Raw genomic sequence first — 22,352 nt, forward strand, 5'->3', positions numbered from 1 at the left:
GATCTCGATCCCCGACCAGAAGACCGCCCTCTCCGCAGTCTCTCATCGTCACCGCAACGCCGCGGCTTTCGTATTCGGCTTGGCTTGGGCCGGCTCGGCGGTCAGCCGGATTCCCATCGCGGCGATGATGCGCAGGACGGTTGCGAATTCGGGGTTGCCGTTTTCGCCGAGCGTCTTGTAGAGCCCTTCCCTGGTCACGCCGGCGGCCTTTGCGACCTGGCTCATACCCTGCGCGCGGGCGACCAGATTGAGCGCGTCGCGGACCTCGGCGGGATCGCCGTCGGCAAGCACGATGTTGAGATACTCCGCGCGGGCGGCCGGTGTGCGGAGGTGCTCGGCGGCGTCGAACTTCTTCAGCTTGCTGACCTTCATCCTCAATCCTCCAATGTCGCCGCGAGGTCCTGGGCCTTCTCGATGTCCCTCGCCTGGGTCCGCTTGTCGCCACCGCAGAGCAGGATGACGACGGTCTTGCCGCGCCTCGTGAAGTAGATGCGGTAGCCCGGGCCGTAGTCGACGCGAAGCTCGCTGACCGCACCGCCAACGGACTTGGCATCGCCGAAGTTTCCGGCGGCCACCCGGCTGATCCGCCGGACGATGTACAAACGAGCGCGCTGATCGCTCAACGCGGCCAGCCAACGCGAGAAGCCGGGCGTTTCGCGAACGTCGACCATCTGGGGAATGTAATCTATGGATTACAGACGCACAAGAGCACGATGTGCAAGCCTGAACCGAGCAATCGCGGCAGGAACGCCTGCCGATGAGTTACTCCGTCATGCCCGGGCTTGTCCCGGGCATCCACGTCGTTCCCAGGATGCCGGACGACGTGGATGGCCGGGACAAGCCCGGCCATGACGATGTGGAAGCAGACGGGCACAACGCTGTCAGCTCAATGCGCGGCAGCCCCTCACAGCCACGGCGCCGGCGTGTCCATCGCGATCAGCTGCTCCACCTCGATCCGCGGCCTGATCACGGCGGACTGGTCGCCCTTGACCAGCACCTCGGGCACCAGCGCGCGGGTGTTGTAGGTGCAGGCCTGGACGGCGCCGTAGGCGCCTGATGTCATGATGGCGAGGAGGTCGCCGGGCGCAGGCTCGGGCAGTGTGCGGTCGAGCGCGAGGTAGTCGCCGCTTTCGCAGACCGGGCCGACGACGTCGGCGACGAACGACGGCGCACCTGGCGCGGGCTGGATCACCGGCAGGATGTCGTGATGGGCCTCGTAGAGCGTCGGGCGGATCAGGTCGTTCATCGCGGCGTCGATGATGACGAAGTTCTTGGCCTCGCCGTGCTTCACGTAGATCACCTTGGCGACGAGGATGCCGGCATTGCCGACGATCATCCGTCCCGGCTCGAACATCAGGGTGCAGCCGAGATTGTGGCTGACGCGCTTGACCATCGCGGCATAGGCGGCGGGTTCCGGCGGCACCGCGCGGTCCATGTGATAGGGGATGCCGAGGCCGCCGCCGAAATCGACATGGGAGATGTCGTGGCCGTCGGCGCGCAGCGTCTGCACGAACTCGGTGAGGATGCGGAACGCCGTCTCCATCGGGCCGAGATCGGTGATCTGGCTGCCGATGTGGACGTCGACGCCGGTGACCTTGATGCCCGGCATCTTCGCCGCGCGGGCGTAGACGCGGCGGGCGTGCTCCAGCGGAATGCCGAACTTGTTCTCCGACTTGCCGGTCGAGATTTTTGCGTGGGTGCCGGCATCGACGTCCGGGTTGACGCGCACGGAGATGCGGGCGGTGTGGCCGGTCTCGACCGCGAGGCGCGCCAGCAGATCGAGCTCGGGCTCGGATTCGATGTTGAGGCAGTGGATGTCGGCCGCGAGCGCGGCGCGCAGCTCGGCCTCGGTCTTGCCGACGCCGGAGAACACGATCTTGCGCGAGGGGATGCCAGCCGCCAGCGCGCGCTTCAATTCGCCGCCGGAGACGACGTCGGCGCCGGCGCCGAGCTTGGCGAGCGTCCGCAGCACCGACTGGTTGGAGTTGGCCTTCATCGCGTAGCAGATCAGCACGTCCTGGCCGGCGAAGGCGTCCGCGAACACGCGGTAGTGCCGCTCCAGCGTGGCGGTGGAGTAGCAGTAGAACGGGGTGCCGACGGTGGCGGCGAGCTCGGCGAGATTGACGGCCTCGGCGTGCAGCACGCCGTCGCGGTAGTCGAAGTGGTTCATGGGTCAGGTCCGCGCGCGGGCTGCGAGATGAATGATTGTGGCGGCGAATTGCCGGGAAATGGGGCGGATTGTCAAACCCGCGCTGCCACCCTCCCCTGGAGGGGGAGGGTCGATCGCACGCGAAGCGGGCGAGCGGGGTGGGGTGAAGCCGCGAGGACGGTGCGCGTGGAGAGATCACCCCACCCCGCCTCGCGTTTCGCTTCGCTCACCGTGAGGCGACCCTCCCCCTCCAGGGGAGGGTGGCATCGAGCGCTGATCGAGAGGGAGTTCGAGCTCTATTTGCTGTCGAGCAGCGGGTCGAGGATGAAGGGTTTCTTCTGGCCGCGGGTGGCGGCGGGGGCGGCGTCGGCGCCGTAGCCGGAGTTGAACAGGCCGGGCTTGTTGGCGGCATCCGTGGCGGTGTCGGCGGGAGCGGCCGACATCTGCGGCGCCGGCGGGGAGTTGGCCGGCAGGTCCAACGGGCCCTTGCGGCCGCAGGCGGCCAGCAGAAGGGCTGAAGCGCCCAGGACGAGCAGGACCCGGGCGGCGGAGGTTGGACGGCGAGCGCGATTCACGTGTGAAATCCCCATGCGGGCGGCACCATACAGAGAATGCACCGGCCTGACGAGTGCGGGAGTGCCACGCCGGGCCGATCAAATTTCGAACGCGAGCCCTACTTTCGCTGTTTTTCCAGCCGCTTCAGCCAGGCTTTGGCCTGCGCGGCCACGTTCTTCGGCGCGGTGCCGCCGTAGCTGGTGCGGCTCTTCACCGAGGACTCGACCGAGAGCACGCCGAGCACCTCGGCTGATATCTTCGGCTCGACCTCCTGCATCGCCTTCAGCGGCAGCTCGTGCAGGGCGACGCCTTGCTTGGCGGCCAAGGCCACGATCCGGCCCGTGACGTGGTGGGCCTCGCGGAACGGCATCTTGAGGGTGCGCACCAGCCAGTCGGCGAGGTCGGTCGCGGTGGCGTAGCCCTCGCCGGCTGCGGCCTTCATGCGGGCCTCGTCCGGCACGAGGTCGAGCGCCATGCCGGTCATGGCGCGGATGGCGAGCGACAGCGCCGCGAACGCCTCCATCGCGCCCTGCTTATCCTCCTGCATGTCCTTCTGGTAGGCGAGCGGCAGGCCCTTCATCACGATCAGCAGCCCGTTCAGCGCGCCGATGACGCGGCCGGTCTTGGCGCGCACCAGCTCGGCGGCGTCCGGATTGCGCTTCTGCGGCATGATCGAGGAGCCGGTGGTGAACTTGTCCGACAGCTTGATCAGGCCGACCAAAGGCGAGGTCCAGATCACGATCTCCTCGGCGAAGCGCGACAGATGCACGGCGCAGATCGAGGCGGCCGACAAGGTCTCCAGCACGAAGTCGCGGTCCGACACGGCGTCGAGCGAATTGGCCATCGGGCGGTCGAAGCCGAGCGCTTCCGCGGTGGCGTGGCGGTCGATCGGGAACGAGGTGCCGGCGAGCGCGGCGGCGCCCAGCGGCGATTCATTGAGGCGCTTGCGGGCATCGATGAAGCGGCCGCGGTCGCGCCCGGCCATCTCGACATAGGCGAGCAGATGGTGGCCGAAGGTGACGGGCTGGGCGGTCTGCAGATGGGTGAAGCCGGGCATCACCGTGCCGGCGTATTCGAGCGCGCGGGTGGCGAGCGCGTGCTGGTAGGCGGCGAGCGCCGCGTCGATGTCGTCGATGGTGTCGCGGACGAACAGGCGGAAGTCGGTCGCGACCTGGTCGTTGCGCGAGCGCGCGGTGTGCAGGCGGCCGGCGGCGGGGCCGATCAGCTCGGAGAGCCGGCTCTCGACATTCATATGGATGTCTTCCAGGGCCCGCTTGAACTCGAACGAACCCTTGGTGATCTCTGACAAAATCGTGTCTAGACCCTTAGCCATATTTTTCGCATCACCCGCGGTGATGATGCCCTGGGCGGCGAGCATGGCGGCGTGCGCCTTGGAAGCGGCGATATCCTGCGCGTAAAGGTGGCGATCGACGTCGATCGAGACGTTGATGTCCTCCATGATCTCGTCGGGACGCTCCGAGAACCGTCCGCCCCACATCGTGTTGCTCATGCCTGAACCGCTTCCAAGACCTTGCTGACCGCCGCTGGATGGGACACACCGTCCGGTATCCCGAAATTCGCGCCTCTGATAGCCGCAACCGACCCGAGATGACAAACGATAAGCCTGACCCGTCCCCTGCCCGCCCCGCATCCTCGCGGCGGACGCTGCTCGCGGCCGGTGCCGTGGCGGTGGTCGCCGTGGCCGGTATCGCGGCGGTGACCCTTGGCGGATTGCTGAAGGGACGGCCGGCGGGCGACCAGGCCTGTCAGGCGGCGGTCGACACCGCCAAGCGGATCGCACCGCTGATCAAGGGCGAGGTGGCGGCGCTGACGGCGGCAACAGTGCCGCTGCGGCTGCCGGATCTCGCCTTCGAGGACGGCACGGGGGCAGCGAAGAAGCTGTCGGATTTCCGCGGCAAGACGGTGCTATTGAACCTGTGGGCGACCTGGTGCGTGCCCTGCCGCAAGGAGATGCCGGCGCTGGACGGGCTGCAGGCCAAGCTCGGCAGCGACGCCTTCCAGGTGGTCGCGGTCAACATCGACACCCGCGACCCGGAGAAGCCGAAGACGTTCCTCGCCGACGCCAAGCTGACGCAGCTCACCTATTTCAGTGACCCGAAGGCCAAGGTGTTCCAGGATCTGAAGGCGGTCGGCCGCGCGCTGGGGATGCCGACCTCGGTGCTGGTCGACGGCAATGGATGCGAGATCGCGACCATCGCGGGTCCCGCCGAGTGGGACAGCGCCGACGCGGTCAAGCTGATCCAGGCGGCGACATCGAAGGCCGCCGCGGGACTCTAATCGGGAGAGCTCAGGCGGCGATGTTGAGGTTGCCGCCGACGCCGGGGCCGGCATTGGCGAGCGACAATGTCTGCTGCGCGCCGCCGAGCAGCGTCAGCACCGCATCCTTCTGGGCGTTCAGGTTCTGCTTCAGCACCGACGTGGCGACCTGCTGCTGTGTCGCACTCGCCTGCTGCGCCATGACCGCAGCCACCAAGCTCATGTCCATACGCGTACAACCTCTCGTTACGGCGAGGTTAAGCCGTGTGCCTTAACGAAGCGTATCGCTCGAGCCCGGCGGCGGTAAAATCAGCGGGTCGGCACCGGCTTGGGGCCGCGATAGTCGTAGAAGCCGCGCTGCGTCTTGCGGCCGAGCCAGCCGGCCTCGACATATTTCACCAGCAGCGGGCACGGCCGGTATTTGGAATCCGCCAGCCCCTCGTGCAGCACCTGCATGATGGACAGACAGGTATCCAGACCGATGAAATCGGCCAGCTCGAGCGGCCCCATCGGGTGATGCGCGCCGAGCTTCATCGCCGCATCGATCGCCTCGACATTGCCGACGCCCTCATAGAGCGTGTAGATCGCCTCGTTGATCATCGGCAGCAGGACGCGGTTGACGATGAAGGCCGGGAAGTCCTCGGAAACGGCGACCTGCTTGCCGAGCCGGCCGACGAACTCCTTGGCCGCCTCGAAGGTGGCGTCGTCGGTGGCGATGCCGCGGATCAGCTCGACCAGCTCCATCAGCGGAACCGGGTTCATGAAATGAATGCCGATGAAGCGCTCGGGGCGATCGGTGCAGGCGGCGAGCCGGGTGATCGAGATCGACGAGGTGTTGGAGGCGATGATCGCCTCCGGCTTCAGCACCGCGCAGAGATCGTGGAAGATCTTGCGCTTGACGTCCTCCTTCTCGATCGCGGTCTCGATGACGAGATCGCAATCGGCGAGGCCATCGAGGGTTTCGCTGATCGAGATATGGCCGAGCGCCTGGTTGCGGGCGTCCTCGGAGATCACCTTCTTCGCGACCTGGCGGGTCAGATTGCCGTTGATGGTCGCCATGCCCGATTTCAACCGGTCGGCAGTGACGTCGTTGAGCACCACGTCGAGGCCGGCCAGCGCGGCAACGTGCGCGATGCCGTTGCCCATCTGTCCTGCGCCGATCACTCCGAGCTTGTTGATCTGAGCCATGTTGTCATCCACCCGAACGGCACGCCTGCTGCGCCCGCCCATGCCCTTGGAAGTGAGAACACCGGCCGCCGCGGTCCCACGCGGCCGGTGCCAGCAGCGTTATTTGCCGAGCTTGCCGAGCGCCTCGGTCAGCTCCGGAACCGCCTGGTAGAGATCGGCCACCAAACCGTAATCGGCCACCTGGAAGATCGGCGCGTCCTCGTCCTTGTTGATCGCGACGATCACCTTGGAGTCCTTCATGCCGGCCAGATGCTGAATGGCGCCTGAAATGCCGACCGCGACATACAGTTCCGGCGCGACCACCTTGCCGGTCTGGCCGACCTGCCAGTCGTTCGGCGCATAGCCGGCATCCACCGCGGCGCGCGAGGCGCCGACGCCGGCGCCGAGCTTGTCGGCGAGCGGCTCGATGTACTTGGCGAAGTTCTCGCGGCTCTGCATCGCGCGGCCGCCGGAGACGATGATCTTGGCCGAGGTCAGCTCGGGACGGTCGCTCTTGGCGACCTCCTCGCCGACGAAGGTCGACAGCGCCGGATCGCCGGCCGCCGCCACGGTCTCGACCGACGCGCTGCCGCCCTCGCCTGCGGCGGCGAAGGTCGAGGTGCGCACGGTGATGACCTTCTTGGCGTCCTTCGACTTCACGGTCTGGATCGCGTTGCCGGCATAGATCGGCCGCTCGAACGTGTCGGGCGCGACGACCTTGATGATCTCCGACACCTGCATCACGTCGAGCAAAGCGGCGATGCGCGGCATCACGTTCTTGAAGCGCGAGGTCGCGGGCGCGACGATCGCGTCGTAGTTCGCGGCGAGCTTGACGACGAGGTCGGCGAGCGGCTCGGCGAGATCATGCGCGTAGGCCGCGTCATCGGCGAGCAGCACCTTCTTGACACCGGCGAGCTTGGAGGCGGCTTCGGCCGCAGCCTTGGCGCCCTGGCCCGCGACCAGCACGTCGACATCGGCGCCGAGGGCTGTCGCCGCCGTCAGCGCCTTGTTGGTGGCGTCCTTGATGGATGCATTGTCGTGTTCGGCAATCAGCAGCGTGGCCATCAGAGCACCCCCGCCTCGGTCTTGAGTTTGTTGACGAGCTCGGCGACGTCCTTGACCTTGACGCCGGCCTTGCGGCCCGCCGGCTCGGTGGTCTTGAGCACTTCGAGCCGCGGCGTGAGATCGACGCCGGTGTCGGCGGCGGTCTTCTCGGCGATCGGCTTCTTCTTCGCCTTCATGATGTTCGGCAGCGACGCGTAGCGCGGCTCGTTGAGGCGAAGGTCGGTGGTGACGATCGCCGGCCCCTTGAGCTTCACGGTCTGCAGGCCGCCGTCGACCTCGCGGGTGACCTTGAAATCGGAGCCCTCGACCTCGAGCTTGGAGGCGAAGGTCGCCTGCGCCCAGCCCAGCAGCGCGGCCAGCATCTGGCCGGTCTGGTTGGAATCGTCGTCGATCGCCTGCTTGCCGAGGATGATCAGACCCGGCTGCTCGTCCTGCGCCACGGCTTTGAGGATCTTCGCGACCGCCAGCGGTTCCACGTTGCCCTCGGCCTTGACCAGGATGCCGCGGTCGGCGCCCATCGCGAGCGCGGTGCGGATCGTCTCGGACGCCTGCGCGGGCCCGATCGAGACCACCACCACCTCGGTCGCCTTGCCGGCTTCCTTCAGCCGCAGCGCTTCCTCGACGGCGATCTCGTCGAACGGATTCATCGACATCTTGACGTTGGCGAGCTCAACGCCCGATCCGTCGCTCTTGACGCGGACCTTGACGTTGTAATCGACCACCCGCTTGACCGGCACCAGAACCTTCATCGATCCTCTTTCGCTCTAAATTGTCCGGGGTTGACCTTTCGGGCGCGGAACCTAAAGCCCCCGTACCCCCCGGTCAACGCGCGAGGGGGAAAAAACGCAGGCCCGCACGCCCCCGCGTTAACGGTTTTGCGGGTTAACGGTTTTGGCCCGGCACCCACAACACGTCGCCGGCGCCGTTCCGGTTTGCCGCCCGGCTGGCCACGAACAGGAAATCCGACAACCGGTTCATATAACGAATGGCGGCCTCGCTGACCGGCTCGTCAGGCTTGCCGGCGAGTTCCGTCATGATCCGTTCCGCCCTGCGGCAAATGGTACGCGCCACATGCAGATGCGCCGCCGCCGCAGTCCCTCCGGGCAGCACGAACGACGTCAGCGGCGAGAGCCGCTCGTTCAGCGTATCGATGTCGCGCTCCAGGCGGTCGACCTGGCTCGCGACGACGCGCAGCCGCTCCGCCTTGCCCTCGCGCTGCGGCACGGCGAGATCGGCGCCGAGGTCGAACAGATCGTTCTGGATCAGGCCGAGCATCGCATCGATCTCGGGCGCATCGGCCAGATGCAGCCGGACCACGCCGATCGCAGCGTTGGTCTCGTCAACGGTTCCATAGGCGGAGACGCGCAGATCGTACTTGGGACGCCGCTCGCCATTGCCGAGCGCGGTCGTACCGTCGTCACCTGTCCGTGTGTAGATGCGATTCAGGACCACCATGCTGCGTTCTCAACGTCCGTTTCTCGACGCCTCGGCGTCTCGGTCTCAGCGCCCCATTGCCCAGATCGCCGCCATGGCAACGACGATCGCGACGAACTGCAGGATCACCCGCCAGCGCATCAGCTTCTGCGACAGGTTCGGCGAGCCGCCGCGCGTCATGTTGACGAGGCCGAGAAACAGCACCAGGGCGACCGCGCCAACGGCGATGGGAAGGATGAATTTACCAAGAAGTGAAGCCATCGGTGCTAGATAACACCGCAAACGCAAGAGCGCCATGGCGGATCCGCGCAGCCGGCGCTGCAACTTCTGGCTTTTGGACCCGTAATATCGGATTGTACAAATCACGTTCTTTCGCGGAGTGCAGGGACAGGTGAAGGCGCTTCGCTACATCTTCCACGTCGTCATGGACGCGTTCTACACCTTCCTCGCCGACGACGGCTGGGCGATCGCCAGCCATATCGCGCTGTCGACCCTGATGGCGCTGTTTCCCTTCCTGATCGTCCTGACCTCGCTCGCCGGCTTTCTCGGCTCCAAGGACCTGGCCGACCAGGCCGCCACCTTGATGCTCGAGACTTGGCCGGCGCAGGTGGCGGATGCGCTGACCGGCGAGATCCACGACGTGCTGACCACGACCCGGACCGATGCGCTGACCATCGGCGCCGTGCTCGCGGTCTACTTCGCCTCGAACGGCGTCGAGGCGCTGCGGGTCGCGCTCAACCGCGCCTACGGCGTGATCGAACAGCGCCGCTGGTACTGGCTGCGGCTGGAATCGATCGGCTATACCCTGGTCGCCGCGTTCACGGCGCTGGCGATGTCGTTCCTGATCGTGCTCGGCCCGCTGATGCTCGCCACCGCCCGGCGCTATTTGCCGCTGGCGGTCGAAGCCAACGAGCGCTTCGTCAACCTGACGCGCTACGGCATCACCATCAGCGCGCTGGTCGTCGCGCTGTTCATCCTGCACGCCTGGCTGCCGGCGGGGCGGCGCAGCTTCATGCAGATCCTGCCCGGCATCGTCTTCACCTTCATCGCCTCGCTGGTGTCAGGGATCGTGTTCGGCCAGTACCTGGCGCGCTTCGCCAACAACTACGTCACGATGTATGCAGGGCTCGCATCGGTGATCATCGCACTGGTGTTCCTGTATTTCATCGCCGCGATCTTCGTGTATGGCGGCGAATTGAACGCTTCGATCATCAAGTCGCGGCTGCCGCGCGGCGTGTCGCTCCAAGAAGCGCAGTCGCTAGAGCCCGCGGCGAAACGGGCTTGAGCAGGAACGCGTCCGCGCCGGCAGCCCGCGAGGCCGCCTCGTCCTCGCCGCGTCCGGACACGCCGATGATCGGGATGGTCCCGTGGGGCGCGTCCAGCTTGCGAATGCGAGCAATCGCCTCGACGCCGTTGATGCCGGGCAGCACCATGTCCATCAGCACCGCATCGTAATTGCCGGCCGCGATCCGCTCCGGCGCCGCCTCGCCGCGGCCAATGAACTCGGCCTGGTGGCCGAGTTCATTGAGGATGGTGTTGAGCACCACGCGGCCGAACGGATTGTCCTCCACCCCGAGGATCCGCAGGGGCCGCGCCGGCGCGAGGGCGACACCATCTTCCGATCCGCCGGCGGTGGCGTGCGGTGTGGCCGCAACGGTCAGCGTCACCGTCAGGGTGAAGGTCGTGCCGCCGCCTTCATGCGGCGCCACTGCGACATCGCCGCCCATGGCGCGCGCCAGTTGCCGGACCGAGGACAGTCCGAGTCCGGCCCCGCCGAAGCGCGAGGCAATCGAAACATTGGCTTGGCTGAACGGCCGGAACAGCCGCTTGATCTCCTTCAGGGTCAGGCCGATGCCCGAATCCGAGACGTGGAAGGCGATCGCGGCGCTGCCCCTGCCCGCGCCTCGGCCTGCGCCCCTGCTCGGCTTGCCGCGACCGCCGCGGCGTGCCGGAACGACCTCCAGCGCCACGCCCCCCTGCTCGGTGAACTTCACCGCATTGTCGATCAGGTTCTCGAGCGCAGCGCGCAGCCGCACGGGGTCGCCGATCACGAGTCCCGGCAAGTCGTCGGAAACGTGGACCTTGACATCCAGCCCCTTGGCGGCGGCGCGGCCCGACAGCGAGTCTCCGGCGGCCCGCGCCAGCACGCGCAGATCGAACAGATCCTCACGCGGCAGCGCGCCGGTGGTCTCGTCCTTGGCGGCATCGACGAACAGGGTGGCGAGGCTCGACAGATGCTCCGCGCCGGCCTTGATCGTATCGACCCAGCGCCGCTCGCGCTCGCCAAGCTCGGAGGTGGCGAGCAGGTCGCTGATGGCGAGAATGCCAGTCAGCGGCGTGCGCACTTCATGGGCGAACACCGCCAGCGCGGCTTCGACGACTCCTGGTGATCCAGCGGCAGCCTTGGGCACGGACTTCGCGGTCTCGGGCTTCCTCACTCCGGACTTGGCCGCGCTTCGCCGGCTCCCCGCCATCGCCGTGACCTGAGGAACGTGCTTCTTGAGCGGTCGCGCCTTGGTGCGCTCCTTGGCCGGCGCCGCCTTCGCGGCCCTGGTCTTCTGCGTTTGAGTCTTCGGCGCTTGTGCTACGGACGACGGCATCCTCGGGGATGTCGTCCTGGAGGGCGCCTTTTCCGCGGGCGCTCTGGACGCGCCGGCGGACCTGGGCGCAGCCGGCTTGGCCGGTCGGGCCCGACGCCCCGTACTCATCTTCCGAACGCGCTTCATCATGGCCCCTGTGACATGAACTCCGAAAAACGAAGGGGCACTTGTACTGTCATGTCTCGTCGTGCCGCTTTCGATTGAAGCTCCCGATTACCCGCGCCATTGAGCAGCATGGCACGGTCGTTTCCGGGTGTCACGATGCCCCGGAGGTTGTCCCCGCCGGAAACGTGGGGAGACATCAGGGCTTGCGGCAGGACGCGGCTAGACCATGCCGATCCTGTGTCGGATTTCCGCCGGCGAGACGCCTTCCGCACGCAAGGCGCGCAATCCCGTCGCCCGGGAGGACTTGGACAGCTTGTGGCCCTGCGCGTCGCGAATCAGTTGGTGATGCCGATAGGCCGGAGCCGGCAGGCCGAGCAGGACCTGCAGCAGCCGGTGCACGCTCGTGGCATGAAACAGGTCCTGCCCACGCACCACCTCGGTCACCCCCTGCAGGGCATCGTCGAGCACGACGGAGAGGTGATAACTGGTCGGCGTCTCCTTGCGCGCCAGAACCACATCCCCCCAGGCCTCCGGCCTTGCTTCGACCCTGCCACTCTCGCCCGAAGGCCCGGCGCCATGCTCGTCCCAGGCCGGCCGGCCGGCGCGCGCGACCGCGGCGGCCATGTCGAGCCGCAAGGCATAGGGCGCGCCGCTGGCCATCAGTGCCGCACGGCGCGCCTCGGAGAGCGAGGTCGCCGTCCCCGGATAGAGCGGCGCGCCATCCGGATCGCGCGGCCAAGCCCCCTCTGCATCCCGTTGCGCGACCATCCGCGCGACCTCGGCCCGGCTCTCGAAGCTCGGATAGACCAGCCCCATGCCCCGCAGCCGGTCCAGCGCAGCGCGGTACTCGGCAAGGTGCTCCGATTGCCGCCGCACCGGCTGCTCCCAGGCGATGCCGAGCCAGGCGAGGTCCTCATAGATCGCCTGCTCGAACTCGGGGCGGCAGCGGGTCGGATCGATGTCCTCGATGCGCAGCAGCAAGCGGCCGCCGCTCCGCTGCGCACATTGGAAGTTCAACAGCGCCGAAAAAGCGTGGCCGAGATGCAGATAGCCGTTGGGGCTGGGGGCAAATCGGAAAACGGGTGGCATCATGATGAGTTCGACGCCACAGAGCCCTGCGCCTCTCCTGCCTGCGTTTCGCGTTCCAGACGCTCGACCACGGTCCGATAGAACTGCTCTGCCTGCTGCATCATCTCGGCCGTACTGCTGCGGCATTCGCTGAAGGCCGACCGGGCCAGCTCGAACTCGGCATCGACGAACGCGGCCACCACGGGCGGCAGCGGTGCGGTGCCGAGCTCGCGGGTCGAGGCTTTCCGCTGCATCAGCTCGGCCACCTCCGCCTGCAAGGCCGCGGGCGGATCGCACTCCGCCATCAAGGTCGGAAAATGCATCGGCGCCACCGCTTCCCTTGGGTGCAGGCGCAGCCAGCGCAGCGTCGCGGCTGGCCGCAGCGCGTAGAAGATCTTCTTCTGCGCAACCTCCGTGCCGTCGCCGAAATACGCGCGGCGTTGCCGTTCACCGAGATGCAGATAGTGCCGCGCCACGGCATCGCGGCTCGCCACGCTCCTGGCGAAGGCGAGAAAGTCATCACGAAACCAAGCGGAGCCACGATACACCACCGGCGACCGCAGCCATTCGATGATGACCGCATTGCCCTTCAGCAGCAGCTGTACCGCCTTGGCCAGGTCCCAGCCGTTGGCGTCGTAATCATCTTCGAGCGGAAACTCGATGACGTCGCGCACCGGCCATGGCTTGATATGATCGGCGGCGCGCCGCACATAGACGAACCGGCAATCATAGTCGCTGTCGGGCGAGGCAAAGCCCCAGGCGCGGCTGCCGCTCTCGATGGCGAGCGGCAGAAACACGCCGTACTCGGCAACGACGCGATCCAGCAGGGAGTCGATCCCGGCGACCTTGTGGCGGGCCATGTCGGAGGGGATGCTACGCAAGCTCATGAGAGTTCCAGCCGTGACTGATGCTGCCTTAGCCCTGGGCCTTCCTGCCGTCCACCCGGCGCGACATGGCCCAGCCTTGCGTTCGGCGACGCCATGACCCTTCACCTCGACAGCCAAGCCGTTCTCGAGGACGCGATCCGCGACCTGGTGAAGCAGGACGCGCGGCTGGCGCCCGTCCTCGAAGCGACCGGCATGCCGGCGCTCCGGAGGCGTGAGCCGGGCTTCGCCGGGATCGCCCACATCGTCTGCGGCCAGCAGCTCTCGACCGCGAGCGCGGCCGCGATCTGGGGCCGGCTGCAGGCGGCATTCGATCCGTTCGATGCCGACGCCGTCCGCCGCGCCCGCGCCGACCGGCTGGGACGGCTCGGCCTCTCTGCCGCCAAGATCAAGACGCTGAAGCACATCGCGCGCGAGCTCGGCGCCAGGCGGCTGAACCTCGACGTGCTCGCCAATGAGGACGCCGACGCCGCGCACGCCACCCTGACCGCCCTGCCCGGCATCGGGCCGTGGACCGCCGACGTCTACCTGCTGTTCTGCCTCGGCCATGGCGACGCCTGGCCGTCCGGCGACCTCGCCGTGCAGGAGGCGGTCAAGGTCGGGCTCGGGCTTGCGACGCGGCCTACGGCCAAGCAGATGATGCCGCTTGCGGAAGGCTGGCGCCCGCTGCGCGGCGCGGCGGCGCACCTGTGGTGGAGCTATTACCGCGTGGTCAAGAAGCGCGAGGGCGTGATCACGCCGGCGAACTAACAACTCCGGTGAACGGCGTTTCAAACAAAGTTGGGGTTGCAAAACGGTCATCGATGTCGGCCAGGATCGCGCCACGACGCACAGCAAACGAACGGCCGAGGTCTTCATCATGCAATCGTCCGATTTCATCGTCGCACGCGGCGATCTGCAGCAGTGCAAGACGATCGTCACCGAGCTTCCCGATGGCGACGCGCTTCCTGCCGAGGCGCTGCTGGTGAAGGTCGACCGCTTCGCCTTCACCGCCAACAACATCACCTACGCGCTGCTCGGCGAGCAGTTGAAATATTGGCAACTGTTTCCCGCGCCCGACGGCTTCGGCATCATTCCCGTGTGGGGCTTCGGCGACGTGATCGCGTCCCGCCATCCTGCCGTCGCGCAAGGCGAGCGCCTGTTCGGCTACTTCCCGATGGCGACGCATCTCGTCATCGAGGCCGCCGACGTCGGCAAGCGCGGCCTGCGCGACGCGGCCGCGCACCGCCAGGGCGTCGCGCCGGTCTACAACGCCTATGCGCGGGTGGGCGACGATCCCGCCTTTGCCGGACGGCAAGGCGATGATCAGGCGCTGCTGCGCCCGCTGTTCATGCTGTCGTTCCTGGTCGACGACTTTCTCGCCGAACAGGCTCATTTCGGCGCCACAACCGTCATCCTGTCCTCGGCCTCGAGCAAGACCGCGTTCGGTCTCGCCCACCTCCTGCATACGCGGCGCAAGGGCATCCGCGTGATCGGGCTGACCTCGCCATCGAATGCGGCCTTCGTCCGCTCGCTCGGCTGCTACGACGCGGTCGTGACCTACGACGCGGTCAACGGGCTCGACGCTGGGGTGCGCGCGGCGTTCGTCGACATGGCCGGCAACGCCAGCCTCCGCGCCGCGCTGCATCGGCACTACGGCGACAACCTCGTCTATTCCGGCCGCGTCGGGCTGACGCATCAGGACGGCAGCGATGATGCAGAGATGCTTCCCGGTGCCCCGCCCACCTGGTTCTTCGCGCCCGACCAGATCAGGAAGCGTGCCAGGGAATGGGGACCCGGCGGCATCGAAAGCCGGCTCGGCGCGGCGTGGCGGGACTTCGCTCCGCGGCTCGACGGCTGGCTCACGATCACGGAAGGACGCGGACCGGAGGCCGTACAGCGCGTCTATCTCGACACCTTGCAAGGTCATATTCCGCCGCATGAGGGCCACATGCTGACGATGGCGACGTAAGCAGGTTTTCACCCGCGACCAAACCCGTGTAGCGTTGCCCGGACCGAGGTTGCGCAGAGGCAGGGAGGCGAGGCGATGTCCATTCTCGGAACGGGCAACTACAGCTATCGCGTCGTCAAGGACTGGGCCAAGCTGCCCGAGGGCTGGGCGCTCACCGACGTCGCCTCGGTTGCCGTTGACAGCAAGGATCGCGTCTACGCCTTCAATCGCGGCGCCCATCCGATGATCGTGTTCGACCGCGACGGCAATTTCATCAAGAGCTGGGGCGAGGGCCTGTTCAGCCGCGCCCACGGCTTGTCGATCGACAGCGAGGACAATCTCTACTGCACCGACGATGGCGACCACACCGTGCGCAAATGCACGGATGACGGCAAGGTGCTGCTGACCATCGGCCTGCCGGAGCGTCCGGCGCCGTTCATGAGCGGCGAGCCGTTCAACCGCTGCACCCACACCGCGCTGTCGCCCTCGGGCGAGATCTACGTTTCCGACGGCTACGGCAATGCGCGGGTCCACAAATACACACCCGACGGCCGGCTGATCCGCAGCTGGGGCGAGCCCGGCTCCGATCCCGGCCAGTTCAACATCGTTCACAACATCGCGACCGATGCCGACGGTTTTGTCTACGTCGCCGATCGCGAGAACCACCGCATCCAGATCTTCGACGGCGACGGCCGCTACGAGACGCAGTGGAACAATCTGCACCGGCCCTGCGCGCTGTGCGCCTGCGGCGCGGGGCGCAAGACCTTCATCATCGGCGAGCTCGGTCCCGGCATGCCGGTCAACCTCAACGTTCCCAATCTCGGACCGCGGCTGACCATCACCGACGCCACCGGCCAGCGCATCGCCCGGCTCGGCGGCGAGCACGGTCCGGGCCTGGAAACCGGCCGCTTCCTGGCCCCGCACGGCCTCGCCATCGACAGCCGCGGCGACATCTATGTCGGCGAGGTCGGCGTCACCAACTGGAGCACGAGCTTCCCGGACCGGCCGATGCCGGACGAGGTCAGGATCCACCGCTGCCTGCAGAAGCTGGAGCGGGTCCCGGGCTGACCTTGGTCGTCCTGCTGGTCGTCGTCGTGCCGAAAGACATGCAACTGATTTGCAGTGCGGCGGATCGGGCGCTCTGCCACGGTTCTGACGCGCTTTGGACGGCAGCTCCAAAGGCGGGAGAAGCCATGTCAAGCCATTCTTGGGGCTTCACAATCCCGTCACGCTGCATGTAGTATGTCAGGGCATGCTGCTTCGCAGCCGTTATGGAGGCCAGGAGCGTTACTTGAACGCACATGTCTCGCAAGGCGGTTGGCCGGTGTTGGTGCTGAACGCGGACTTCCGGCCGCTGAGTTACTACCCGCTGTCTCTCTGGTCGTGGCAAGACGCGATCAAGGCAGTGTTTCTCGATCGCGTCAACATTGTCGAATACTACGACCGCGCGATCCGAAGTCCGTCCTTCGAAATCCAGCTGCCCAGCGTGGTTTCGCTGAAATCCTTCGTAAAGCCGTCGACGCATCCGGCCTTCACCCGCTTCAACGTCTTCCTCCGCGACCGTTTCGCCTGCCAGTACTGCCACTCCGGCGACGACCTGACCTTCGATCACGTCATCCCCCGCAGCAAGGGTGGCCAGACCACCTGGGAGAACGTCGTCGCCGCCTGCTCGCCCTGCAATCTGAAGAAGGGCAATCTGACGCCACAGCAGGCCAAGATGTTCCCCAAGCAGGCGCCCTATGCGCCAACCGTCCACCAGCTCCATCGCAACGGCCGGCTGTTCCCGCCGAACTACCTGCACGACAGCTGGCTCGACTATCTCTATTGGGACACCGAGCTCGATCCGTAGCGGATCGGCCCGTTGTCGGTGTTGATGCTGGACATCGCCCCGGCGGCGGCGACATGCTGCTCTCGCTGGAGTCTGCGAACGCCCGGCCGCCAGATCCGCAGGCCCGAATGGCCCGGCCGTCCGGCCATATATCGGACTGGATTAACTCCACTTTAGGTCCCTGTTCAGCATGCTCGCGCGTTGCCGCATGGGCCGCCGCCATGGCTGCCCGCTTCCGTCACCGATCCAGCAGGGCCGTCCGTTCCGCGCATGCAGACCGCAACCACCGAGTGCAAAGCGGCGGCGCTCGCGAAAGCCCAGGCAGCCAGCTCGCTGCAGAACATTTCCCTCACGATGTTCGCCAATGTGGCGATCGCAACGTCGCTGGCGCTGCTGCTGTATCTCAGGGAGGGCGGCACCCTCATCTTCTGGTGGCTGGGCGCCGCCATCGTCTTCGCCGCGTTCCGCGCCGGATGGGTGTCGTACCTGAAATCGTCCGGACGGATCGAGCGCGATCCACAGCGCGTGCTGCGCAATCTCACCATCATGGCTTTCGCCAGCGGCGTGCTGTGGGCGATCGTCCCGATCGCGCTGCCGGCCTTCTCCCACGCGCACAACGTCAACGACGTCGTCTTCATCATGGCCGGCACCACCACCGGAGCCATCATCCAGAGTCTCGCCTATTCGAGGATGGCGATCGCGTTCGGCGCGCCGCTGATGGGCGCGACCGTGCTGCGGATGCTGATCTCGGGCAGCGACGTCGACTACATCGTCGCGGTCGACGTCGCCTTCCTGACCTTCATGCTGTTCCGCGCAGCGCGGCTCGGCGAGCGCAACTTCATCGCGAGCCAGAAGACCGCCATCGAGGCGACCGTGCTGGCGGAATCCGTCGCCGAGGCCAACCACGCTTTGGAGCGTCTGGTTCGCACGGACTCGCTCACCGGGCTCGCCAATCGCAGCCACTTCCGCACCGTGGCCGCCGCGGCGTGCCGTTCCGGACGCGGGGTCGCATTCCTCCTGATCGACGTCGACAACTTCAAGACCATCAACGACGCGCGCGGCCACGATGCCGGCGACCGGGTCATTCAGGCCATCGCCGCACTGCTGCAATCCGCCTGCCGCGGCGACGATCTGCCGGTCCGCCTCGGCGGCGACGAGTTCGTCGTCGTCATGCAGGGCGACGACGTGGCGAGCCGGTCCGTCGCACTCGCCGAATGGCTGATGGCCGCCCTCGCGCAGCCGCTCGCGATCGCGGGCCAGGTGCTGCCCGTGAGCTGCTCGATCGGCATCGCGGCGCATGCGGAAGGCCCGATCGATCTGGAAGAGCTCTCCGCCCGCGCCGACGTCGCGCTCTATCGCGCCAAGGACGACGGCCGCGCCTGCATGCGCGTGTTCGACGCCAAGATGCAGTCCGAGCTGACGCAGCAGCGCCGGCTCGATGCCGAGCTCCCCGCCGCGCTGGCCCGCCGCGAGCTCCACGTCGAATTCCAGCCCCAGGTCGCGATGGCCACGCAGGAGGTCATCGGCTTCGAGGCGCTGCTGCGCTGGAAGCACCCGAGCGCCGGACTGATCCCGCCGCCGGACATCGTGTCCGCGGCGATCCGATTGCGCCTGTCCGGCCAGCTCACGGAGTTCGTGGGCGAGCGCGTCTGCGCGTTCCTGCGCGCGCTCGACCGCAAGAAGGCGCACGGCATCCGGGTATCGATCAACGTCTCGCCGCGGGAATTCCCGCTTCACTCGCCGGCGCAGACCCTCAAGACCGTCTCCGAGCGCTACGGCGTCGATCCCCACCGGATCGAGATCGAGGTGACCGAAGAGGCGATGTTCGATCCCAAGCGCTGCGCCGACGAATTGAAGCTGATCGACCAATACGGCTTTGGTCTTGCGATCGACGATTTCGGCGTCGGCCATTCCTCGATCGCGAACCTGATGGCGGTCGAGATCGACACCATCAAGATCGACCGCTCCTTCATCCACGGCATCGCCGGCAACCGACGGGATCAGCAGCTCGTCGCCGCCATCACCGCGGTGGCGCTGCCGCTCGGCCACCGCATGATCGCCGAGGGCGTCGAGAGCGAGGCGGACGCCGAGTGCCTTCGCATGCTCGGCTGCTCCTACGGACAGGGCTGGCTGTATGGCAAGCCGATGAAGGAGGACGACGCCATCGCGTGGCTCGTCCAGCATCGCAGCGGTGCTGCTGCCGCGGTCGAGCGCTTGCCGCGCAGCGCGTAGGTGCTGCGCGGACGTCGCGCTCACGGATGGACCAGCACATCGGCAAGACCATGGGCAAGGCTGGGTCCGAAGGCGCCGGCCCAGGCGGCGGCGATGACGAGGACGAGTCCGGGGACGAGGCGCAGGGCGAAGGACGACCCGCCGCTGGTCCACGCCACCACGATCTTGCTGATCGTGTTCGCCGACAGCGCCGCGAGCACCGGAGCCACGGCATCGGCGGCGCCGATCTTGCCCGACGCAGCAAGCGCAGCCGCGGCCACCGCCGGCGCATGGGTATCGACGAGACCGGCGACGGCAGCGCTCGCCACCAGGCCGGCTTCGCCGAACGCCTCGCGCAACGCGGCCGACAGCACCAGCACCGCAGAGATCGTCAGCGCCAGCAACAGCGCGCCCGGCAGGCTGAAGGCGTGTCCGGGCGGCAGGTCGGCGGAACCGCTCTGCCGCAACCCGACGATCGTGAAGATCGCGCCGTAGATCGCCGCCGCCGCGCCGGCACAGAGCAGCGGGACCAGCAGCGCCTGCAGCGCGGGGAGGCTGGTCACGGCCAGCACCGCGGCGAGCTGGGCGATGGTCGCGACCGTCGACAATGCCGCGCCCGCGGCCGCGGCGCCGCCAAGCTCCGGCGCCTTGCGCGCCCGCGCGCCCATCGCGCCGATCGTGGCCGTGCTGGAGACGAAGCCCGAGGCGAAGCCGGACACGGCGAGCCCGCCGCGCGCGCCGAGCAGCCGCATCGAGACATGTCCGGCGGCACCGATCGCCATCATCAGGACGACGAGCGTCCAGATGCCGCGCAGGTTGAGCGCGCCGTACGGACCGATCGGCTGATCCGGGAGCAGAGGCAGCACGACCAGCGTGGCCGCGGCAAAGATCAGGCCGTCCTTGAGCTCGCTCTCGCTGAGCACTGAACGGACGAAGTCGTGCAGCACCGGCCGGGCCGCCAACAGCACCGCCAGCACGACGGCGACGCCCGCCGCCAGAGCAGGTTGCTCGGTGGCGAGGCCGCCGAGCAGGACGGTCAGGATCAGCGCCGCCTCCGAGGTCAGTCCCGGATCGTCGCTGCGCGAACGCCAATAGGCGATCGCCGTGAGGACCATGATTCCAGCGGTGACGACGGCCAGCAGCAGCTTGCCGCCGATCAGCATGCTCACCGCGCCGGCCAGCGACGCGACGGCAAAGGTCCGCAAGCCCGCGGGCGAGCGCCCGGGCCCCTCGCCCTTGCGGCGCTCGCGCTCCAAGCCGATCAGCAACCCGATGCCGAGCGCGACGACGATCGCGATGATCGCGGGACTGAGGCTCATGATATCCGGCATCGACATGGTCCTACGTCAAACCGCCAGGTCTGCGCCGGGGGACATCGGGCAACCCGGTACATCGCCGCAAGGTTTCCCATCGGTCCGCTCAGGCCGCGACGAACGCGCTGACGATCATCAGCATACACGTGATGAGACCGAGTGCGGGGACCCATAGCGGCACCCGCACATCGGCGGCATCCGATCCGATGCGCCGGATGCGAATACGGAGCAGGCACAGATTGACGATGGCGAAGATCGTCAGCGTCGCGAGCGAGGTGCCTTCCGCCAGCCGCTCCAGCGGGAAGGCCAGCGCGAGGATCGCGACCGCCAGCATGACGAGGCCGGTTGCGATCAGCGGCGTTCCGGTGCGCGGATCGACGCGGCCGGCGATGCGCGGCAGGTCGCCCTGCCCCGCCATGCCATAGACGACGCGCGCCGTCATCGTCATCTGGGCGAGAACGGTGTTGAGCGTGGACACGATCGCAATCGCGGTGAAGGTGGCGGGGCTGATGCCTGCGACGGCATTGAACACCAGGCTGAGCGGCGCCGGAGAGGCCGACAGCACGCCCGGCGCCACGGCGGTCACCGCGATCGCAGCAATCAGCACATACAGCACGGAGGTGATCAGCAGCGTGAGCGCCATCGCCCACGGAATGCTTCGCTGCGGGCTCTTGGCCTCCTCCACGACGTTGGCGAGGTCCTCAAAGCCGACGAAGGCGAAGAACGCGAGCAGGCCGGCGAAGGTGATGCCGGAGAGAACGCCGAGATCGAGCGGCGGCGGCGTCAGCAAGGCAGGGCCGAACGCGACGCCGGAGTGAACGGCCGAGACGACGATCCACACCAGTCCGCCGGTCTCGATCAAGGTCAGCAGTCCGGCGAGCATCACCGATTCGAGAATGCCCCAGGACGCCACAATGCCGAGCGCGACCACGATGGCCGTCGCGATCAGCGGCGTCGGCAGATCGATCAGTTGCCGGATGTAGCCGGCGCCGCCGAGCGTCACCGCGGCCGCCGCGATGATGCCGGTGGCGAGCCGCAGCGAGCCGACCGCCGTCGAGAGCAGCCGCGACTTGAAGGCCGCGCGGACATAGGCGGCCTCGCCGGCGCTCACGGGATAGCGGGTCGCAAGCTCGGCATAGGAGGCAGCGGTGAACGCCATCACGAAGGCCGCCAGCGCAAAGGCCCAGGAGGAATGGACTCCTGCATGACCGGCGACCGCGCCGATCAGGACATAGATGCCGGCCCCGACGGTCACACCCGTGCCGTAGAGGACCAGCAGCGGCAGTCCGAGCCGCCGCCGCAAGCCAGATGGAGGCACGATTGGATCTTGCGGCACCACGACGTCCATTCTTGATCACAACGAACAACAGAGTTGTAGGGGCTTAAGGGAGCAAGCGCGAGCGCTCTTGATCCCGGTCAATCCGGAGCGCGCGCCCGCGGCCGGCTGCTGCGGCATTCGGCCGCCGGGCCTTCTTCGCGAGGCGCGTTCGCCTTCACGGCCATCGGCCAACTTGAGATGCGCCGCGTCGAGACATGACTTCGCGCTCTCGCGGCGCGATGGGCCCGAGCTGTGCTGATCGATCTCCTCTCGAAACGAGAGGGCGCAGGGAAGACCGAGCCTCGGCCGAGGCCCGTGGCCCCCGTGCGGAGAATATGCACGGGGCAGGAACCACAGGTTCAGCCGGAGCGACCCGGCGGGCTCAAGCGGTGGTCGCAACACCAAGTGTTTTCATTCGTGACAGCAGCTCGTCAAGCGCTTCTGCTGG

Annotated in this window: 23 protein-coding genes; 7 read left to right on the top strand and 16 right to left on the bottom strand. The window is 67.3% G+C overall.

Features of this window, described 5'->3' with window-relative positions; genetic code table 11:
• Window positions 1-48 precede the first annotated feature (48 nt).
• From ACQR0U_RS31645 to argH, 5 genes are all read right to left on the bottom strand, one after another.
• Window positions 49-372, bottom strand: a complete 324-nt coding sequence (locus ACQR0U_RS31645; protein WP_315826623.1) for an addiction module antidote protein — start codon at window positions 370-372, stop codon at window positions 49-51.
• Between the two features lie 2 nt (window positions 373-374).
• Window positions 375-671 carry a type II toxin-antitoxin system RelE/ParE family toxin gene (locus ACQR0U_RS31650; RefSeq protein WP_315826622.1) on the bottom strand — a complete coding sequence of 99 codons (297 nt, stop codon included), beginning with the start codon at window positions 669-671 and terminating at the stop codon, window positions 375-377.
• Window positions 672-904: 233 nt separating this feature from the next.
• Window positions 905-2,170, bottom strand: a complete 1,266-nt coding sequence (lysA, locus tag ACQR0U_RS31655) for a diaminopimelate decarboxylase (protein WP_434843708.1) — start codon at window positions 2,168-2,170, stop codon at window positions 905-907.
• Window positions 2,171-2,445: 275 nt separating this feature from the next.
• A complete protein-coding gene (lptM, locus tag ACQR0U_RS31660) occupies window positions 2,446-2,739 on the bottom strand; it encodes an LPS translocon maturation chaperone LptM (protein ID WP_315718142.1) in 294 nt (97 codons plus the stop codon).
• Between the two features lie 83 nt (window positions 2,740-2,822).
• On the bottom strand, window positions 2,823-4,214 hold the full coding sequence (argH, locus tag ACQR0U_RS31665) for an argininosuccinate lyase (protein ID WP_315826620.1): 1,392 nt from the start codon (window positions 4,212-4,214) through the stop codon (window positions 2,823-2,825).
• Window positions 4,215-4,312: 98 nt separating this feature from the next.
• Between argH and tlpA the strand changes: the two genes are divergently transcribed.
• Window positions 4,313-5,002 (top strand): thiol:disulfide interchange protein TlpA, encoded by a 690-nt coding sequence (gene tlpA / locus ACQR0U_RS31670; protein ID WP_434843709.1) that lies wholly within the window; start codon window positions 4,313-4,315, stop codon window positions 5,000-5,002.
• Window positions 5,003-5,012: 10 nt separating this feature from the next.
• On the opposite strand, the gene ACQR0U_RS31675 is transcribed toward tlpA, so the two are convergent.
• From ACQR0U_RS31675 to ACQR0U_RS31700, 6 genes are all read right to left on the bottom strand, one after another.
• On the bottom strand, window positions 5,013-5,210 hold the full coding sequence (locus ACQR0U_RS31675) for a putative motility protein (RefSeq protein WP_315718145.1): 198 nt from the start codon (window positions 5,208-5,210) through the stop codon (window positions 5,013-5,015).
• An 80-nt stretch (window positions 5,211-5,290) separates the two neighbouring features.
• Window positions 5,291-6,169 carry a 3-hydroxybutyryl-CoA dehydrogenase gene (locus ACQR0U_RS31680; protein WP_315718147.1) on the bottom strand — a complete coding sequence of 293 codons (879 nt, stop codon included), beginning with the start codon at window positions 6,167-6,169 and terminating at the stop codon, window positions 5,291-5,293.
• 99 nt (window positions 6,170-6,268) lie between these two features.
• Window positions 6,269-7,213: an electron transfer flavoprotein subunit alpha/FixB family protein gene (locus ACQR0U_RS31685; protein ID WP_316226864.1), complete on the bottom strand. Its 945-nt coding sequence runs from the start codon at window positions 7,211-7,213 to the stop codon at window positions 6,269-6,271.
• Window positions 7,213-7,962 carry an electron transfer flavoprotein subunit beta/FixA family protein gene (locus ACQR0U_RS31690; RefSeq protein WP_315718150.1) on the bottom strand — a complete coding sequence of 250 codons (750 nt, stop codon included), beginning with the start codon at window positions 7,960-7,962 and terminating at the stop codon, window positions 7,213-7,215. Before ACQR0U_RS31690 ends, ACQR0U_RS31685 begins: the two co-directional genes overlap by 1 nt.
• A gap of 133 nt (window positions 7,963-8,095) precedes the next feature.
• A complete protein-coding gene (locus ACQR0U_RS31695; protein WP_315736202.1) occupies window positions 8,096-8,668 on the bottom strand; it encodes a cob(I)yrinic acid a,c-diamide adenosyltransferase in 573 nt (190 codons plus the stop codon).
• A 45-nt stretch (window positions 8,669-8,713) separates the two neighbouring features.
• A complete protein-coding gene (locus tag ACQR0U_RS31700; RefSeq protein ID WP_315718162.1) occupies window positions 8,714-8,908 on the bottom strand; it encodes a twin transmembrane helix small protein in 195 nt (64 codons plus the stop codon).
• Between the two features lie 130 nt (window positions 8,909-9,038).
• On the opposite strand from ACQR0U_RS31700, the gene ACQR0U_RS31705 reads away from it, so the two are divergent.
• On the top strand, window positions 9,039-9,932 hold the full coding sequence (locus ACQR0U_RS31705; RefSeq protein ID WP_315718152.1) for a YihY/virulence factor BrkB family protein: 894 nt from the start codon (window positions 9,039-9,041) through the stop codon (window positions 9,930-9,932).
• Here the strand turns inward: ACQR0U_RS31705 and ACQR0U_RS31710 are convergent.
• The 3 genes from ACQR0U_RS31710 to ACQR0U_RS31720 all read right to left on the bottom strand — a co-directional run bounded on the left by ACQR0U_RS31710 (window position 9,859) and on the right by ACQR0U_RS31720 (window position 13,307).
• Complete coding sequence (locus tag ACQR0U_RS31710) at window positions 9,859-11,247, bottom strand: ATP-binding protein (protein WP_434843710.1); 1,389 nt, start codon at window positions 11,245-11,247, stop codon at window positions 9,859-9,861. The two genes, ACQR0U_RS31705 and ACQR0U_RS31710, sit on opposite strands and share 74 nt — an antisense overlap.
• Window positions 11,248-11,571: 324 nt before the next feature.
• Window positions 11,572-12,441 carry a tRNA glutamyl-Q(34) synthetase GluQRS gene (gene gluQRS, locus ACQR0U_RS31715; protein WP_315826746.1) on the bottom strand — a complete coding sequence of 290 codons (870 nt, stop codon included), beginning with the start codon at window positions 12,439-12,441 and terminating at the stop codon, window positions 11,572-11,574.
• Window positions 12,441-13,307, bottom strand: coding sequence for a nucleotidyltransferase domain-containing protein (locus tag ACQR0U_RS31720; protein ID WP_434843711.1), 867 nt, complete (start codon window positions 13,305-13,307; stop codon window positions 12,441-12,443). The genes gluQRS and ACQR0U_RS31720 overlap by 1 nt, the downstream gene beginning before the upstream one ends.
• Window positions 13,308-13,400: 93 nt before the next feature.
• Here ACQR0U_RS31720 and ACQR0U_RS31725 point away from each other — a divergent pair, with 93 nt between their 5' ends.
• The 5 genes from ACQR0U_RS31725 (at window position 13,401) to ACQR0U_RS31745 (ending at window position 19,294) form a co-directional block, all read left to right on the top strand.
• Entirely contained in the window at window positions 13,401-14,054 is a 654-nt protein-coding gene (locus ACQR0U_RS31725; RefSeq protein WP_316171817.1) for a DNA-3-methyladenine glycosylase family protein, read from the top strand.
• Window positions 14,055-14,163: 109 nt separating this feature from the next.
• The gene (locus ACQR0U_RS31730; protein WP_316186179.1) at window positions 14,164-15,255 is read left to right on the top strand and encodes a DUF2855 family protein; all 1,092 of its coding nucleotides are present in this window, start codon (window positions 14,164-14,166) and stop codon (window positions 15,253-15,255) included.
• Between the two features lie 75 nt (window positions 15,256-15,330).
• The gene (locus ACQR0U_RS31735) at window positions 15,331-16,302 is read left to right on the top strand and encodes a peptidyl-alpha-hydroxyglycine alpha-amidating lyase family protein (RefSeq protein ID WP_434843712.1); all 972 of its coding nucleotides are present in this window, start codon (window positions 15,331-15,333) and stop codon (window positions 16,300-16,302) included.
• Window positions 16,303-16,525: 223 nt separating this feature from the next.
• Complete coding sequence (locus tag ACQR0U_RS31740; protein ID WP_006610584.1) at window positions 16,526-17,083, top strand: HNH endonuclease; 558 nt, start codon at window positions 16,526-16,528, stop codon at window positions 17,081-17,083.
• 249 nt (window positions 17,084-17,332) lie between these two features.
• Complete coding sequence (locus ACQR0U_RS31745) at window positions 17,333-19,294, top strand: putative bifunctional diguanylate cyclase/phosphodiesterase (protein WP_315753881.1); 1,962 nt, start codon at window positions 17,333-17,335, stop codon at window positions 19,292-19,294.
• A 20-nt stretch (window positions 19,295-19,314) separates the two neighbouring features.
• On the opposite strand, the gene ACQR0U_RS31750 is transcribed toward ACQR0U_RS31745, so the two are convergent.
• Both ACQR0U_RS31750 and ACQR0U_RS31755 read right to left on the bottom strand, forming a co-directional pair.
• On the bottom strand, window positions 19,315-20,610 hold the full coding sequence (locus tag ACQR0U_RS31750) for an MgtC/SapB family protein (RefSeq protein WP_434843713.1): 1,296 nt from the start codon (window positions 20,608-20,610) through the stop codon (window positions 19,315-19,317).
• A gap of 82 nt (window positions 20,611-20,692) precedes the next feature.
• Window positions 20,693-21,904 carry an APC family permease gene (locus tag ACQR0U_RS31755; RefSeq protein WP_434843714.1) on the bottom strand — a complete coding sequence of 404 codons (1,212 nt, stop codon included), beginning with the start codon at window positions 21,902-21,904 and terminating at the stop codon, window positions 20,693-20,695.
• Between the last annotated feature and the right edge of the window lie 448 nt (window positions 21,905-22,352).

The organism is Bradyrhizobium sp. HKCCYLRH3097 (assembly GCF_051167875.1).
Lineage (GTDB): Bacteria > Pseudomonadota > Alphaproteobacteria > Rhizobiales > Xanthobacteraceae > Bradyrhizobium.